General features: G+C 72.6%; 15 protein-coding genes. 9 read left to right on the plus strand and 6 right to left on the minus strand.

What is annotated here, in order from left to right; genetic code table 11:
* Positions 1–16: 16 nt before the first annotated feature.
* Positions 17–619, minus strand: a complete 603-nt coding sequence (locus BMY89_RS01350) for a GNAT family N-acetyltransferase (protein WP_092373741.1) — start codon at positions 617–619, stop codon at positions 17–19.
* Between the two features lie 35 nt (positions 620–654).
* Here BMY89_RS01350 and BMY89_RS01355 point away from each other — a divergent pair, with 35 nt between their 5' ends.
* Positions 655–1,941, plus strand: coding sequence for a glycosyltransferase family 87 protein (locus BMY89_RS01355; protein ID WP_092375320.1), 1,287 nt, complete (start codon positions 655–657; stop codon positions 1,939–1,941).
* Here BMY89_RS01355 and BMY89_RS01360 read toward each other — a convergent pair.
* On the minus strand, positions 1,840–2,391 hold the full coding sequence (locus tag BMY89_RS01360; protein ID WP_092373743.1) for a GNAT family N-acetyltransferase: 552 nt from the start codon (positions 2,389–2,391) through the stop codon (positions 1,840–1,842). The two genes, BMY89_RS01355 and BMY89_RS01360, sit on opposite strands and share 102 nt — an antisense overlap.
* Positions 2,392–2,469: 78 nt before the next feature.
* Between BMY89_RS01360 and BMY89_RS01365 the strand changes: the two genes are divergently transcribed.
* From BMY89_RS01365 to BMY89_RS01390, 6 genes are all read left to right on the plus strand, one after another.
* Positions 2,470–3,699, plus strand: coding sequence for a winged helix-turn-helix domain-containing protein (locus BMY89_RS01365; protein WP_092373745.1), 1,230 nt, complete (start codon positions 2,470–2,472; stop codon positions 3,697–3,699).
* Positions 3,696–4,355, plus strand: coding sequence for a DUF2752 domain-containing protein (locus BMY89_RS01370; RefSeq protein ID WP_372433280.1), 660 nt, complete (start codon positions 3,696–3,698; stop codon positions 4,353–4,355). Before BMY89_RS01365 ends, BMY89_RS01370 begins: the two co-directional genes overlap by 4 nt.
* Positions 4,356–4,409: 54 nt before the next feature.
* Positions 4,410–5,153 carry an FAD-dependent thymidylate synthase gene (gene thyX, locus BMY89_RS01375; protein WP_092375324.1) on the plus strand — a complete coding sequence of 248 codons (744 nt, stop codon included), beginning with the start codon at positions 4,410–4,412 and terminating at the stop codon, positions 5,151–5,153.
* Between the two features lie 46 nt (positions 5,154–5,199).
* Positions 5,200–6,123, plus strand: coding sequence for a 4-hydroxy-tetrahydrodipicolinate synthase (dapA, locus tag BMY89_RS01380; protein WP_092373747.1), 924 nt, complete (start codon positions 5,200–5,202; stop codon positions 6,121–6,123).
* 55 nt (positions 6,124–6,178) lie between these two features.
* On the plus strand, positions 6,179–7,870 hold the full coding sequence (locus tag BMY89_RS01385; protein ID WP_092373749.1) for a ribonuclease J: 1,692 nt from the start codon (positions 6,179–6,181) through the stop codon (positions 7,868–7,870).
* A gap of 169 nt (positions 7,871–8,039) precedes the next feature.
* Entirely contained in the window at positions 8,040–9,221 is a 1,182-nt protein-coding gene (locus BMY89_RS01390; RefSeq protein ID WP_092373751.1) for a S1 family peptidase, read from the plus strand.
* A gap of 79 nt (positions 9,222–9,300) precedes the next feature.
* Here the strand turns inward: BMY89_RS01390 and BMY89_RS01395 are convergent, their stop codons facing one another.
* Together BMY89_RS01395 and BMY89_RS01400 are read right to left on the minus strand one after the other, a co-directional pair.
* The gene (locus BMY89_RS01395; RefSeq protein WP_092375326.1) at positions 9,301–10,791 is read right to left on the minus strand and encodes a type III secretion system chaperone family protein; all 1,491 of its coding nucleotides are present in this window, start codon (positions 10,789–10,791) and stop codon (positions 9,301–9,303) included.
* Positions 10,792–10,904: 113 nt separating this feature from the next.
* Entirely contained in the window at positions 10,905–11,384 is a 480-nt protein-coding gene (locus tag BMY89_RS01400; RefSeq protein ID WP_092373753.1) for a YbjN domain-containing protein, read from the minus strand.
* Between the two features lie 112 nt (positions 11,385–11,496).
* On the opposite strand from BMY89_RS01400, the gene BMY89_RS01405 reads away from it, so the two are divergent.
* Positions 11,497–13,944, plus strand: coding sequence for a DNA translocase FtsK (locus BMY89_RS01405; protein ID WP_092373755.1), 2,448 nt, complete (start codon positions 11,497–11,499; stop codon positions 13,942–13,944).
* Positions 13,937–14,323 (plus strand): VOC family protein, encoded by a 387-nt coding sequence (locus BMY89_RS01410; RefSeq protein WP_170147585.1) that lies wholly within the window; start codon positions 13,937–13,939, stop codon positions 14,321–14,323. The genes BMY89_RS01405 and BMY89_RS01410 overlap by 8 nt, the downstream gene beginning before the upstream one ends.
* A 78-nt stretch (positions 14,324–14,401) precedes the next feature.
* Here BMY89_RS01410 and BMY89_RS01415 read toward each other — a convergent pair whose 3' ends face one another.
* A complete protein-coding gene (locus tag BMY89_RS01415) occupies positions 14,402–14,629 on the minus strand; it encodes a hypothetical protein (protein WP_092373759.1) in 228 nt (75 codons plus the stop codon).
* Between the two features lie 85 nt (positions 14,630–14,714).
* Positions 14,715–15,029 (minus strand): DMT family transporter, encoded by a 315-nt coding sequence (locus tag BMY89_RS01420; RefSeq protein WP_092373761.1) that lies wholly within the window; start codon positions 15,027–15,029, stop codon positions 14,715–14,717.
* Positions 15,030–15,079: the final 50 nt, after the last annotated feature.

A 15,079-nucleotide genomic window follows, 5' to 3' on the forward strand; every position in this document is an offset into this window, starting at 1 on the left:
ACCAGTGGCCCGGCGGTCAGCTGGCGTCGACCGGATCGGCGGGCACCGCGACCGGATCGGCGGACACCGCGACGTGCAGGCGTAGCTGCGGCACCAGCATGTCGTCCACGTCCAGCGCGCGTCCCGCGCCGTCCGGCTCCCAGCCGGCGGTGCCGAGGAACTTCCGGGACGCCTGGTCGCCCTCGAACACCCAGGCCACCGCCCGGTCGAAGCCGGATTCCCGCCACAGGTCGACGCTGGCGGCGAGCAGTCGGCTGCCGTGCCCACGCCGGCCCCAGCGCGGCTCCACCAGCAGGTCGGTCACCGCGACCACGTCCGCACCGAGCCCGTCGGCCGGCTCGTTCGGGGCCAGCGCCTCGGCGTCGGCCGGGCCGGAGGCGGCGAACCCCACCAGATAGGATTGCTCGGCCTGTTCGACGGCGACCAGCACCCGGTGGGTGTCGCCGGGCGGCTGGCGTACCGCGGCGTCCCAGCGCTGCGCGAGCGACGCTTCGTCGAGGCCGTCCAGCACGTGCCGGGGCAGCAGCCGCCGGTAGGCCACCCGCCAGGTGGCGAGCTGGATGCGGGCGATCTCGGCGGCGTCCTCCGGACGCGCCGGGCGGACGTACCCGAGACTCATGGCACGACAGCCTACGCAGGGTGAGGGAGGCGACGTTGGCGCAGGGTGCCAGGCGGACGGTCGGGCAGGTCGGCGTCGTGATCGTGCTCGCCGTCGCGGTGGCCGCCTTCCTGTCGGTGGCGGCGGTCCGGCACGGCTTCTTCGATCTGCACGTCTATCGGGGCGCGCTGGTCTGGTGGGTGCACGACGGCGGGGAGATCTACGACTACCTGAAGCCCGGCACCCAGTACGGCTTCACCTACCCCCCGTTCGCGGCCCTGGTGATGTTGCCGATGGCGTACCTGTCCTGGCACGCGGCGATCGTGCTGAGCGTGGCCGCGGGCGTGGTGACCAGTGCGGTGCTCATCTGGTGGCTGCTGGACCCGGTGTCGCGACGGGCCGGCTGGACCCGCTGGTTCGCCTTCGCGGTGGCCCTCTGCCTCGCCGCCGCCTTCGAGCCGATGCGCGAGACCATCAACTTCGGCCAGGTCAACACGCTGCTGCTGTTCCTCGTCGCGGTGGACCTGCTCCGGCTGCTGCCGGGCGGCAGCCGGTGGGCCGGCATCGGCATCGGCCTGGCCACCGCGATCAAACTCACGCCGGGCATCTTCATCGTCTACCTGCTGGTCACCGGAAGATGGCGGGCGGCGGTCACCGCGACGGGTGCCGCGGCCGGCGCGACGATGTTCGCCGCCGCGCTCTTCCCGGACGCCTCCCGGGAGTTCTGGACCACCGCGCTGTGGAACACCGGCCGGGTCGGTGAGCTGGCCTTCGTCTCCAACCAGTCGCTGCGTGGCGTGGTGGCCCGGCTCGACCCGCAGAGCCCGAGCACGGTGGCCTGGCTGCTGCTGGTCGTCGCGACGCTCGCGGTGTGGGTGTGGCGCTCCCGGGCCGCCGCGTCCGTCGGTGACGAGGCCACCGGCCTGGCGCTGACCGGCGCGGTGATGTGCCTGGTCAGCCCGGTCACCTGGGTGCACCACCTGGTCTGGCTGCTGCCGGGGGTGCTGCTGCTGGTGGACAACGGCATGGCCGCGTCGCCCGGTAGCCGCCGGCGCCGCGCCCTGTTGGCCGCCGCGACCGTCGGGTACGGGTTCCTGATCAGCCGGATCGTCTGGGCGTGGGAGAAGGACTTCACCGGTCTGGACGGCTTCCTGTTCAGCAACACCTATGTCTGGATCAGCCTGGCGCTGCTGGCCTTCCTGCCGGTGCGCGCCGCGGCGTCATCCGGGCCGCCGGCGGGTTCAGCCGTCGAGCCAGCCGGTGTAGCGCAGCTCGACCAGCCCGATCGGGGGACGCCCGCCGGACAGTGGCAGCGGATAGGTCGACCGCTCGCCGTCCGGTGACAACCCGGCCCGCTGGTAGAACCGGCGGGCCCGGTCGTTGTCCGCCAGCACCCAGAGTCGGTACTCCGTCCAGCCGCGCTCCCGCAGGCCCGCTCGGGCCGCCGCGAACAGGGCCTGGGCGGTCCCGTCGCCCCAGTGGGCGGGCGCCACGTAGATCGCCACCACCTCGCCGTACGCCTGGTCGAGGTCGCCCCGGTCCTGGTTGTTGCGGTACGGGCCGAACGTGGTGAACCCGGCGAGCACGCCGTCCACCTCGGCGAGCAGGGTGGTGAACGGGTGCTCCGGGTCGGCGGTGCCGAGGGCGCGGCGGCGTTGTGCCCAGGCGACCGGGTTGAGCCGGTTCAACACCTCGTCCGGCATGATCCTGGCGTAGCCGGCCTGCCAGCCGCTCACGTGTACCCGGGCGATCGCCTCGGCGTCTTCGGGCTCCTCGTGGCGGATGGTGGGCATGGAAGTAGTTCTAGGCCGTGACGGGCCGCAGGTCCAGCGTCCGCACCGATGTCGTACGGCTGACGTAGCCTGCCTGCGATGCTCGCACCGGAATCGCTCTCGCTCGCCCAGGCCCGGCGGATCGCGCTGGCCGCACAGGGGTTCGCCGACCCGGCACCAACCGGGGCAGCCACCCGCCGGCACCTGCGCCGGGTGCTCGACCGGGTCGGCTTGATCCAGATGGATTCGGTCAACGTGCTGCAACGGGCGCACTACCTGCCGCTCTACAGCCGGCTCGGCCCCTATCCGACCACGCTGCTCGACACGGCGGCCTACCGCCGGCCCCGAGAGCTGTTCGAATACTGGGGCCACGAGGCGTCGCTGGTCCCGGTCGGCCTGCATCCGGCGCTGCGCTGGCGGATGGCGCGGGCCCAGGCCGAGGCCTGGGGTGGCATGCGCCGCATCGCCGCCGAACAGCCCGCCCTGGTCGCCTGGGTACGCGACGAGGTGGCGGCCCGGGGCCCGCTGACGGTGGCCGAGATCGAGCACGACGCGCCCCGCGAGAGCGGCAACTGGGGGTGGAACTGGTCGGCGGTCAAGCAGGCGCTGGAATACCTCTTCTGGGCCGGTGAGGTGTGCGCGGCCCAGCGCACCACCTCCTTCGCCCGCCGCTACGACCTGCCCGAGCGGGTGCTGCCGGCGGAGGTGCTCGACGCGCCCACCCCGACCGACGCGCAGGCGTACCGCACGCTGGTGGGCATCGCGGCGCGGTCGCTCGGAGTGGCCGCCGAGCCGGAGCTGCGCGACTACTTCCGGCTGCCGGTGGCCGGTGCCCGGCAGGCCATCGCCGACCTGGTCGAGGCGGGGGAGTTGCGGCCCGTCGCCGTTCAGGGCTGGCGGCAACCGGCCTGGTTGCACGCGCAGGCCCGGCTGCCCCGCTGGGTGCGCGGCAACACGCTGGTCAGCCCGTTCGACCCGCTGGTCTGGGAGCGCGCCCGCACCGAGCGGCTGTTCGACTTCAGCTACCGCATCGAGATCTACGTCCCGGCGCCGCAGCGGGTGTACGGCTACTACGTGCTGCCGTTCCGCCAGGGCGAGCGGTTCACCGCCCGGGTCGATCTGAAGGCGGATCGCAAGGCCGGGGTGCTGCTGGTGCCGGCCGCCTGGGTGGAGCCGGGTGCCCACCCGGGGGAGACCGCCGTGGCGCTCGCCGCGGAGCTGTACCGGCTGGCCGGCTGGCTCGGCCTGGACGCGGTGGCCCCACCGGTCGCCGGTGACCTTGCCGCCCCGCTGGCCGCCGCGTTGCTGGGCGTGGCCGGTGTACGGTGAGCGACGTGACGAGCGTTGACCGAGCCGGCGCCGAGCCGGCGCCGCCCGCCGGGCATCCGGCCGCGTCGGACGGCGCGGTGCCGCCCGGGCCGGTTCCGGACGGACCAATGTCGCACGGCGCGGTGCCGCACGGGCCGGTCGGCGGCGCGCCGCCCGAGACGCCCGCCAACTGGCCGGTGGGATATCCGGCCGGCTACCCGGTGGCCGAGTCCGACCGGCTCACCCGGTTCGTGGCGCGGCTCTACGCTCGCACGCCGCGCTGGGTGGTGCCGTTGGCCGCGGTCGGCTGTGTCGCCGCCGGCATCGGTTACACCCTGCTCAGTGACCCCACCCGCTCCGCGCCGGACGCCCTGCCGACGTGCCTGCTCAAGCTGACGACCGGGCTGGACTGCCCGGGCTGCGGTGGCACCCGGGCCCTCTGGTACGTGTTGCACGCCGACCTGCCGGCCGCGGCCCGACACCACTTCCTCTTCGTCTTCGCGCTGCCCTTCCTGGCGTACCTCTTCGTCGCCTGGGCCGGCCGGCAGGCGTTCGGCTGGCGGCTGCCCGAGCTGCGGATCGGCCCGAAGCTGGTCGGCGGCTTCCTGGCCGCCTGGTTGGCCTTCTCGGTGCTCCGCAACCTCCCCTGGCCCCCCTTCACCGCCCTCTACGTCTAACCACCCGCCATCGGGGCGGCGGAGCCGCCCTACTACAGTCGCGGCATGCCGGAGATGGTGCAGCCCCAGGTCAAGCTGATCGCGTGGACCCACTTCGACCCGCCGCAGGACGTGCCGTGGTCGACTGACGCCGACGGGGGGCAGGCGCTCGCGGAGTTCGCCGGGCGGGCCTGCTACCAGAGCTGGAAGAAGCCGAACCCGGCAACCGCCACCAACGCCGGCTACCTGGCGCACATCCTGGAGGTCGGTCACCTCTCCGTGCTGGAGCACGGCTCGGTGAGCTTCTACTTCACCGGGGTGTCCCGGTCGTTCACCCACGAGCTGATCCGGCATCGGCACTTCTCGTACTCGCAGCTGTCCCAGCGGTACGTGCCGGAGCGGGACGCGGCGATGGTCGAGCCGTCGGTGATCGCCGACGACCCGGAGCTGCACAAGCGGTTCGTCGAGGCCGCCGAGGCCAGCGTGCGGGCGTACAACGACCTGCTGGAGGGGCTGGAGCAGCGCTTCGCCGACGTGGCGAACCCGACGCTGCGGCGCAAGCAGGCCCGCCAGGCCGCCCGCGCGGTGCTGCCGAACGCCACCGAGACCCGCATCGTGGTCACCGGCAACTATCGGGCCTGGCGGCACTTCATCGGGATGCGCGCCACCGAGCACGCCGACGTGGAGATCCGCGAGCTGGCGGTGGAGTGTCTGCGGCAGTTGCAGCGGGTCGCGCCGAACGTCTTCGCCGATTTCGCCATCTCGACCCTGCCGGACGGCAGCGAGGTGGCGCACAGTCCGCACGCCCAGGGGGCGTAACCCCTTCCCCGGTGGCCGGCTGCCGGCCGTCCGATAGGTTGTCACCATGACGCACGACCACCTTGACGCCCCGATCCGGGCGGCCTCCCGCCCGTTCGGTCGGGTGCTCACGGCCATGGTGACCCCGTTCACCGCAGACGGCGCGCTCGACCTGGACGGCGCGGCGCGGCTGGCGGATCATCTGGTCACCCAGCAGGGCAACGACGCGCTGGTGGTCAACGGGACCACCGGTGAGTCGCCGACCACCACCGACGCCGAGAAGGAACGCCTGATCAGGGCGGTCGTGGAGGCCGTCGGAGACCGGGCCCGGGTGGTGGCCGGGGTCGGCACCAACGACACCCGGCACACGATCGAGCTGGCCGCGTCGGCGGAGAAGGCCGGCGCACACGGGCTGCTGGTGGTCACGCCGTACTACAACAAGCCGCCGCAGGCTGGGCTGCTGCGCCACTTCACGGCCGTGGCGGACGCGTCCGGGCTACCGGTGATGCTCTACGACATCCCGCACCGTTCCGGCGTACCGATCGAGACCGAGACGCTGGTCCGGCTCGCCGAGCACGGCCGGATCGTCGCGGTGAAGGACGCCAAGACTGACCTGACCGCCACCAGTTGGGTGACCAGCCGGACGGATCTGGCGTACTACAGCGGCGAGGACGCGCTCACCCTGCCCGCGCTGGCCGTTGGCTGTGTCGGGGTGGTGGGCACCTCCACCCACTTCACCGGCGCCGAGACCAAGCGGATGATCGAGGCGTACGACGCCGGAGACACGGCGACCGCGCTGGCGTGGCACCGCCGGCTGCTGCCGCTGTTCACCGGGATCTTCCGTACCCAGGGCACCATCCTGGTCAAGGCGGGCCTGGCCGTCCAGGGCCTGCCGGCCGGACCGGTCCGGCCGCCGCTGGTGGAGGCCACCGACGGCGAGGTCGCCCAGCTGCGCGCCGACTGCGCGGCGGCGGGCCTACCCCTTCCCTGATGACCGAAGAACACGATGGACGCCGGATGACGGCGTCCCAGAATGAGGTGAACGCGTGACCGAGGCGCACAACGAGGAGGCCCAACTCCCCCCGCCGCTGCCGGAAGGCGGGCTGCGGGTCATACCGCTCGGCGGGCTCGGCGCCATCGGCCGGAACATGACCGTCTTCGAGTACGACGGTAAGTTGCTGGTCGTCGACTGTGGTGTGCTCTTTCCGGACGTCGAGCAGCCCGGGGTCGACCTGATCCTGCCCGACTTCGGTCCCATCCTCGACCGGCTCGACGACATCCAGGCGATCGTGCTGACGCACGGTCACGAGGACCACATCGGTGCGGTGCCCTACCTGCTCGCCCACAAGCCCGACATCCCGCTGGTCGGCTCGCAGTTCACCCTCGCCCTGGTCGAGGCGAAGCTGGCCGAGCGGCGCATCCAGCCGTACACGCTGACGGTGCGGGAGGGCGGCCGGGAGCGGCTCGGGTCGTTCGACTGCGAGTTCTTCGCGGTGAACCACTCGATCCCGGACGCCCTCGCGGTGGCCATCCGTACCCCGGCCGGGCTGGTGCTGCACACCGGCGACTTCAAGATGGACCAGCTGCCACTGGACGGCCGGATCACCGACCTGGCCGGCTTCGCCCGGCTCGGCGCCGAGGGCGTGGACCTGCTGCTGTCGGACTCCACCAACGCGGAGATCCCCGGCTTCGTCACGCCGGAGCGGGAGATCGGCCCGGTCCTCGACTCGATCTTCGCGAAGGCGCGCGGCCGGATCATCGTCGCCTCGTTCGCCTCCCACGTGCACCGGGTCCAGCAGGTCTTCGACTCGGCGATCGAGCACGATCGCAAGGTCGCGCTGATCGGCCGCTCCATGGTCCGCAACATGGGCATCGCCCGGGACCTCGGCCTGCTGAACATCCCGCCCGGCCTGGTGGTCGGGTTGGACGAGGCGACCTCGATGCCGCCGGAGCAGATCGTGCTGATGTCCACCGGTTCGCAGGGTGAGCCGATGAGCGCCCTGGGCCGGATGGCCAGCGGCGACCACCGGCACATCACCATCGCCCCCGGTGACACCGTGGTGCTGGCCTCCTCGCTGGTGCCGGGCAACGAGACCTCCGTCTACCGGGTGATCAACCGGCTGGCCCGGGCCGGGGCGGTGGTGGTGCACAAGGACGTGGCGAAGGTGCACGTCTCCGGTCACGCCCCCGCCGGCGAACTGCTCTATCTGCTCAACGTGGTCCGCCCCAGCAACCTGATGCCGGTGCACGGCGAGTGGCGGCACCTGCGTGCGCACGCTCGGCTGGGCATCGAGTCCGGCGTGGCGGCCGATCGGGTGGTGCTCTGCGAGGACGGCGACGTGGTCGACCTGGTGGAAGGGCGGGCCAGCCTGGTCGGGCACGTCAAGAGCCGTTACGTCTACGTCGACGGGCTGGCCGTCGGTGACGTCAGCGAGTCGTTGCTCACCGAGCGACGCATCCTCGGTGACGGTGGGTTCATCGCCGCCACTGTCGTGGTGGACTCGGTCACCGGCAAGGTGGTCGCGGGTCCGACCGTGTCAGCCAAGGGCTTCTCCGAGGACCCGGAGGCCTTCAACCCGGTGCTTCCTCTGGTCACCGAGGCGCTCAACCGGGCGGCGGCGGACGGGATCACCGACCCCCACCAGCTGCAGCAGATCGTCCGACGCACCGTGGGCCGCTGGGTCAACGACGCCTACCGTCGCCGCCCGATGATCGTCCCCACCGTCGTCGAGGTCTGAGGTTCGTCGGGTCACCGCACCCGATGTCGATGGACCGCTGGACCCGGCGTCCGGCGGTCCATCGCCGTGTACAGATCGATTTGTCGGCGTTTCTGTTCAACCGTTCGGGCCTGGTGCCCGTATTCCGAACCGGCAGGCGTACCCACGCGGGCCGGGAGGAGCATGGCGGATGGACCGCAGACGATTGACAGCCATCGGTGTCGTGGTGGTGGCGGTGGGCGCGGCGGTGGCAGTGACCCTGCCGTCGTTCGCCGGTGACGATGCCGCGCCGAACAGCGCGCCGAAGAGCGCGGTTGCGGGCGCGGACCCGGAGCTGGTCGAGGCGATGCGCCGGGACCTGAGGCTGGACGAGTCGCAGGTGGCCGCGCGTCTGAAGACCGAACGCTGGGCCAGTGCGGTGGTGGACACGCTCCGGTCCGACCTCGGGGCGGCCTACGGCGGCAGCTGGCTCAGCGCCGACGGCGACGAACTCAACGTCGCGGTGGCCGACCCGGAGCAGGCGCAGCGGGTACGGGCCGCCGGGGCGGTGCCGAAGGTGGTCGATCGCGGGGTCAGGCAGCTCGACGCGGTGAAGACCCGGATGGATCGGGCCGCCGCGCGGGCCGAGCAGGTGTCCGGCTGGTACGTCGACGTCGCCTCGAACAGCGTCGTGGTGCTCGCCGAGCCGGGCGCGGAAGCAGCCGGGTGGCGTTTCGTGGACCGCGTCGGGGTGTCCCGGCAGACGGTTCGGATGGCCACCGAGGAGCAGCCGCGGCTCTTCGCCGACGTGCGCGGCGGTGAGGCGTTCTTCGTCGGCAACGGTCGCTGCTCGGTCGGCTTCGCGGTGGCCGGTGGTTTTGTCACGGCGGGGCACTGCGGGCGGGTCGGTGACCGCACCACGGGCCCCGACGGTGCGGCGCAGGGCGTCTTCCGGGCCTCGTCCTTCCCCGGCGACGACTGGGCCTTCGTGCAGGTCAACAACAACACCACGGTGCTGCCCGAGGTGACCGACTTCCGGGGCGGCATCGCCCGGGTGGCCGGCTCGCAGGAAGTGCCCGTCGGCTCGTCGATCTGCCGATCCGGCTCCACGACCGGTGTTCGCTGCGGCGTCGTCCAGGCCCGCAACGCCACCGTCCGCTACCCGGAGGGACTGGTCGGCGGTCTGGTGCGGACCAACGTCTGCGCCGAGCCCGGTGACTCCGGCGGCTCGTGGATCTCGGGCAACCAGGCGCAGGGCGTCACCTCCGGCGGCTCGGGTGACTGCGTGCGCGGCGGCAGCACGTTCTACCAGCCGGTCAACGAGATCCTGCAACGCAACAACCTGACCCTGATCACCACGCAGAACTTCCGCGCGCTGAGCAGTCGGCGCTGAGCATCCGGGCTCGGCCGGGCGGATCCCGCCCGGCCGGGCCCGCCGACCTCAGCGGGCCCGCCGAGCCGGCAGCCGGGCGTCAGGGGAGTGCGGCGACCGCCTCCGCGTACGCCAGACCGGTGCGGACCACGCTGTCCACCAGCACCGTCACCTGGATCGGTGCCACCCCGTCCGCCAGGTCGGTGGTCACCTCGCCGGCCAGCACCAACTCACCGTCGCCAGGATCGTGGACGTACGCCTTGGGTAGCAGCCGGTCCCGGTTCCATCCGTTGCAGAACGCGTACGCCTCGGCGCGTCGGGCCGCCGGTAGCCGTCGCCCGGCGACCACCCGGGCGTGCAGGATGTCCTGGCGTTCCCCGGCCTGCCGGAACTGGATCACCGCGTCGCCCCAGCGTCCCAGCACCGTGCCGGCGGCGTCGAGGGCGTAGCCGTCGCCCCGTTCGTCCAATGCGGCTGTGATCATCGCGGTGGTCAGCGGGCCGACCTCGTCCACGGCCGGCTGATCGGCGCCGTCCTCCGGCTCGGGCTCCTCGTCGCCGGGCAGCGGCACCGGCGGGGCCAGCGGACGCTCCGCCAGCCAGGAGGCCATCCGGCCGGACTGGTGTCCGGTGCCGTTGCGGGCGTCGAAGCTGCCCGCCAGGCCGGTGGCGAGGGTGAGCAGTTCGCTGCCGAGCTGGCCCACCGTGACGTCCGCTGATGGTCGCCCGCGGTACGCCGGTCGCCGTACCGACCGGTCGCCGGTCGACTCGGCCGCCAACGTGCAGATCCGCGCGCCCGCCGCGGCGAACTCCATCACCGACAGGTCCTCGTGCGGCTGCTCCAGCCGGGGCAACTGCTCGACGATGATCTCCAGCCCGCGGTCGAGGTGCCCGCCGAGCGCGCAGAAGCGCAGGTGCGTGGCGAGGTGGCTGAACCCGTCGGGCTCCGCACGGTGCCGGCGGTAGCCCCGGACGTGCGCCCGCGCCGCCCGCTCCGCCTCGCCCGCCCGCAGCCAGGGCAGCATCGCCGCGGTCAGGGCGGCCTCGGGCTGGGCGGTGCAACGCGCCGGGCCATCGAGCAGGGGTGCGAGGGTGTCGAGCGCCGCCGCCCAGTCGCCCCAGCCGGCGAGCAGTTCGGCCTGGCGTACGGGCAGGCAGGCGGGGCACCCGCCGGCGGGATCGGGTGTGCTGGTCCGCCACTGGCCCAACCAACCCCGGGCGGCGGGTTCGTCGCCCGCCTGGTCGGCGATCCGGCAGCGCAGCTGCGCCACGAGCGCGCTGCCCGCGTCGCCGGTTTCGGCCTGGTCGGCGAGGCCGTCCAGCACGTTGCGAGCCTGGTCGAGGCCGATGCGAGGGCTGCCCAGCAGCGCTTCGACCGCGTACCGCCGGTAGCGACGTAACGTCTCGTCGTCGGACCGGGCCGCGTCGAGGCAGTGCCGGACAGGCTCGAAGAGTCGCCACCGTTCGCCGCCACGCAGGTGCGTCTCGACCAGCTCGGACCACGCCTCGAGCGCGATCCGGCGATCACCCGTCGCCTGGGCGAGGGAGGCGACCCGTTCGAGTTCGGCGATGCGCGACTCACCGTCGGGCATGTCCCGGGCATCGGAGAGCGCGTCGCCGGGGCCACGGACGGTTCGCAGCCCGCTCACCGGACCGGTGGCTCGTGCACGACCGCGACCCCTGCCGCCGCTCGCCGCCGGCCCGGTCACGGATGCGCCGTCCCCGCCAGGCGGCCCACCTCGGCGGCCAGCCGGCAGCCGGTCGAGATGCCCCGGTCGAGCAGCCGGTCGAGTTGGTGCGGCGTCACGCCCCGTTCCAGGTCGGTGATGACCTCGCCGCAGATCCGGACCGGGCCGCCGTCGTCGACGTGGACGAACGCCTTGGGCCAGAACCGGTCACGGTTCCAGGTGTTGCAGAAGTGGTGCAGCGAGGGCACCTGCTCGACGGCGAAGGCGCGGGTGGCGATGGTGCGTACCTGGAGCAGTTCCCCGGCGTCGCCGGCGCGCAGGAACCAGATGTGGCTCTCCGCCCACCGGCCGACCAGTTCACCTGCGTCGTCGGTGGTCACCGCGTGTCCCCGGGTGGCCAGCACCGCGGCGACGAGGTCGTGGGTCAACGGCCGCAGCGCCGACGGGCGCCCGGCCAACGGGTCGTCCGGGCGTTCCTCGAACTCCGGCGACCTCATCGGACACCCCCTCGCCAGGCAAATATCACGGCAGCCGGCGGGGACCGCGCTGCGACACGCGGAGCGACCAGGAAGACCGGCCGATCGCCGGGCCCGCCGTTACGGTGATGCTATGGCGGGCCGTACCCCTCAGGCGAGTCGGCGGCGCGGCGCGTCGCCGCGTGGTGGCACGAACAGTCGTGCCCGCCAACCGGCCAAGACGACCCGCGCGCCGGCCCGGCGCCGCACCTCGGCGCGGGGACCGGGCCCGGCCGCGTACGTCGGGCGGGCGATCCGGGCTCTGTGGATGGGCCTGGCTCACGGAGCCGGCTGGGCGGTGCGGGCCGCCGGGCGGCAGGCCGCCTCGGCCCGCGACCTCGACCCGGAGCACCGCCGCGACGGTGCCGGACTGCTGCTGATCGGTCTCGCCCTGCTCGGCGCGGGCGCGATCTGGTTCTCGGCGGCTGGGCCGCTCGGCGTCCGGCTGGCCGACACGGTCCGGCTCTTCCTCGGCGCCATCTCCATCGTGGTGCCGGTACTGCTCGGCATCGGGGCCTGGCGGTTGATGCGTGAGCCCGGTGACCCCGAGCACCGTGGGCGGGGGTTGGTCGGCTGGGGTTCCATGCTGGTCGCCACCGCCGCGCTGTTGCACATCGGCCAGCAGCCGGCCGGCCCGGGCGAGCGGGACTTCGCCGGCGGTCTGGTCGGCGCGGGGGTGGGCAGCCTGCTGGAGCGCTCGGTCACCGCCTGGGTGGCGGTTCCGCTGCTGATCCTGCTGCTCCTGTTCGGGCTGCTGGTGGTCACCGCGACGCCGATCAACAAGATTCCCGAGCGGCTCGGGCTGCTCGCCGGTGCCGTGGTCGGGCAGACCGGGCCGGAGGCGGAGGAGGCACCCGCCACGCCGCCGCGACGGCGCCCGGCGAAGCGCACCGCGCCGCCGGTCGACCCGGACGAGTTCGACGAGCTGGACGACGTGGACCTGCAGGAGACCATCGTCCTGCCCCGCAAGGCGCCGTCGCGGGTGCCGGCCAGCCGCAAGCCGGCCGAGCCGCCGGAGCACTCGCCCGCGCCGACCCGGGCCGAGCAGCTCGCGTTGACCGGGCTGGCCGGTGACTACACCCTGCCGCCGGCGAACCTGCTCGGCAGTGGGGCCGCGCCGAAGACCCGCAGCAAGGCCAACGACGAGGTGATCGCCGCGCTGACCGGCGTCTTCGATCAGTTCGACGTGGACGCGGCGGTCACCGGCTTCACCCGGGGGCCGACGGTGACCCGCTACGAGGTCGAGCTGGGTCACGGGGTCAAGGTGGAGCGGATCACCCAGCTTTCCCGCAACATCGCGTACGCGGTGAAGTCGCCGGACGTCCGCATCCTCAGCCCGATCCCGGGCAAGAGCGCGGTGGGCGTGGAGATCCCGAACACCGACCCGGAGAACGTGGCGCTCGGTGACGTGCTCCGCTCGCGCTCCGCCACCAGCGACCACCATCCGATGGTGGTGGCGCTCGGCAAGGACATCGAGGGCGGCTACGTGGTGGCCAACCTGGCGAAGATGCCGCACATCCTGATCGCGGGGGCCACCGGCGCGGGCAAGTCGAGCTGCCTGAACAGCCTGCTCATGTCCATTCTGACCCGGGCGACGCCGGACGAGGTGCGGCTGCTGCTGATCGACCCGAAGCGGGTCGAGATGACCGGCTACGAGGGCATCCCGCACCTGGTCACCCCGATCGTGACCAACGCCAAGAAGGCGGCCGACTCGCTGGAGTGGGTCGTCCGTGAGATGGACATGCGCTACGACGACCTCGCCGCGAACGGGGTCCGGCACATCGACGACTTCAACCGCAAGGTGCGCAACGGCGAGATCAAGGCACCACCGGGCAGCGAGCGCGAGATGCGCCCGTACCCGTACCTGCTGGTGATCGTCGACGAGTTGGCCGACCTGATGATGGTCGCCCCGCGCGACGTCGAGGACTCGATCGTGCGGATCACCCAGCTCGCCCGGGCCGCCGGCATCCACCTGGTGCTCGCCACCCAACGGCCCTCGGTCGACGTGGTGACCGGCCTGATCAAGGCCAACGTGCCGTCCCGGCTGGCGTTCGCCACCTCCTCGCTGGCCGACTCCCGGGTCATCCTCGACCAGCCGGGTGCGGAGAAGCTGCTCGGCCGGGGCGACGGGCTGTTCCTGCCGATGGGCGCCTCGAAGCCGGTGCGGATCCAGGGTGCCTGGGTCACCGAGCGCGAGATCAGCGACGTGGTGAAGTTCTGCAAGGACCAGCGTGAGCCGGAGTTCCGCCCGGACGTGCTGGCCCCCGCGCAGGACACCAAGAAGAAGATCGACGAGGACATCGGCGACGACCTCGACCTGCTGGTGCAGGCGGTCGAGCTGGTGGTCACCTCGCAGTTCGGCTCGACCTCGATGCTCCAGCGCAAGTTGCGGGTGGGCTTCGCGAAGGCGGGCCGGCTGATGGACCTGATGGAGACCCGGGGCGTGGTCGGCCCGTCAGAGGGCTCCAAGGCCCGCGACGTGCTGGTCAAGCCGGACGAGTTGGAAGAGGTCCTGGAGGGGCTGCGAGGTGGCGGTGACTGACCGTCCGGCGTTGGCCAGGGAAGTGTTCCCGATCATCACGTCCGGCGACCTGGACGCCGCCCGGCACTTCTACGAGGGGCTGCTCGGCGGGGTGGTCAGCTACCAGTTCCCGGAGACCGGCGAGCCCGCCTACGTCTCCGTGAGCTTCGGCGACGGGCAGTTGGGCATCGGACGCCGGGAGGCCGACGAGCAGCCGACCGGCCCGGCGACCCTGTGGGTGTACGTCGCAGACTGCGCGGCGGCGGTGGCCCGACTGGCCGAGGCTGGTGTGGAGGTGCTCGCCGAACCGCAGGCCCAGCCGTGGGGCGAACGGATGGCCACCGTCCGCGACCCGGACGGCAACCGCGTCCTGGTCGCCGACCGCGGCCGAACCCGCTGACACGTAGGCCCACCCAGATGCGCGGGCCCGCCACCTGAGGTGGCGGGCCCGGTCGAGTGATCAATGAAAGCAGAGGTGTCAGAGCGCGCTGAGGATCAGCATGCTCAGCACCATGGCGACCACGTTGGCCGCGGCGGCGTACCAGCCGAGCGGCTTGTCGCCGAGGACCGCGCCGACGACGCCGAGGACCAGACCGATGACTCCGAAGAGGATCGGGTTGAGCAGCAGCGCGAGTACCGCGCATACGAAGCCCACGATGGTGCAGATGCGGGCGGCGCTGGTCGAGCGGACGGTGCTGGTGGCCATGTCTTCCTCCGGAAGGTGAGTCTGCGTCTGCCGTCCGTTTCTACCCACTGCGGACGCGCGCCACGCCCCCTCGGAGTGGACAGGGTCAGTGATAGATCTTGAGGCCGACCACGCCGGCGACGATCAGCAGCAGACAACCGATCCGGGCCAGGCTGGCGGACTCGCCCAGCACGAGCATCCCCACCAGGGCGGTGCCGGTCACGCCGATACCGACCCACACCGCGTACCCGGTGCCGACCGGGATCTCCCGCAACGCGTACGCCAGGCCGGCCATGCTCAGCACCAGCGTGATCGCGAAGACCGCCGAGGGGAGGGGACGGGTGAAGCCGGCGGAGCGGTCCAGGGCGATCGCCCACGCCGTCTCCAGCAGTCCGGAGAGCACCAGCACGATCCAGGCCATCGGGTCACCTCTTCGGTGGGCCCGGCCACCGAGGGCCGGGACGAGTCGGG

The sequence above is a fragment of the Micromonospora phaseoli genome (genome assembly GCF_900109115.1).
In the GTDB taxonomy this organism is placed as follows: Bacteria; Actinomycetota; Actinomycetes; order Mycobacteriales; family Micromonosporaceae; genus Micromonospora; species Micromonospora phaseoli.

Coding starts and splice junctions, on each gene's coding strand:
- dapA (WP_092373747.1), top strand. CDS start 5,200: ATGACGCACGACCACCTTGACGCCCCGATCCGGGCGGCCTCCCGCCCG.
- BMY89_RS01400 (WP_092373753.1), bottom strand. CDS start 11,384: ATGAGGTCGCCGGAGTTCGAGGAACGCCCGGACGACCCGTTGGCCGGG.
- BMY89_RS01395 (WP_092375326.1), bottom strand. CDS start 10,791: ATGCCCGACGGTGAGTCGCGCATCGCCGAACTCGAACGGGTCGCCTCC.
- BMY89_RS01405 (WP_092373755.1), top strand. CDS start 11,497: ATGGCGGGCCGTACCCCTCAGGCGAGTCGGCGGCGCGGCGCGTCGCCG.
- BMY89_RS01390 (WP_092373751.1), top strand. CDS start 8,040: ATGGACCGCAGACGATTGACAGCCATCGGTGTCGTGGTGGTGGCGGTG.
- thyX (WP_092375324.1), top strand. CDS start 4,410: ATGGTGCAGCCCCAGGTCAAGCTGATCGCGTGGACCCACTTCGACCCG.
- BMY89_RS01350 (WP_092373741.1), bottom strand. CDS start 619: ATGAGTCTCGGGTACGTCCGCCCGGCGCGTCCGGAGGACGCCGCCGAG.
- BMY89_RS01365 (WP_092373745.1), top strand. CDS start 2,470: ATGCTCGCACCGGAATCGCTCTCGCTCGCCCAGGCCCGGCGGATCGCG.
- BMY89_RS01415 (WP_092373759.1), bottom strand. CDS start 14,629: ATGGCCACCAGCACCGTCCGCTCGACCAGCGCCGCCCGCATCTGCACC.
- BMY89_RS01360 (WP_092373743.1), bottom strand. CDS start 2,391: ATGCCCACCATCCGCCACGAGGAGCCCGAAGACGCCGAGGCGATCGCC.
- BMY89_RS01420 (WP_092373761.1), bottom strand. CDS start 15,029: ATGGCCTGGATCGTGCTGGTGCTCTCCGGACTGCTGGAGACGGCGTGG.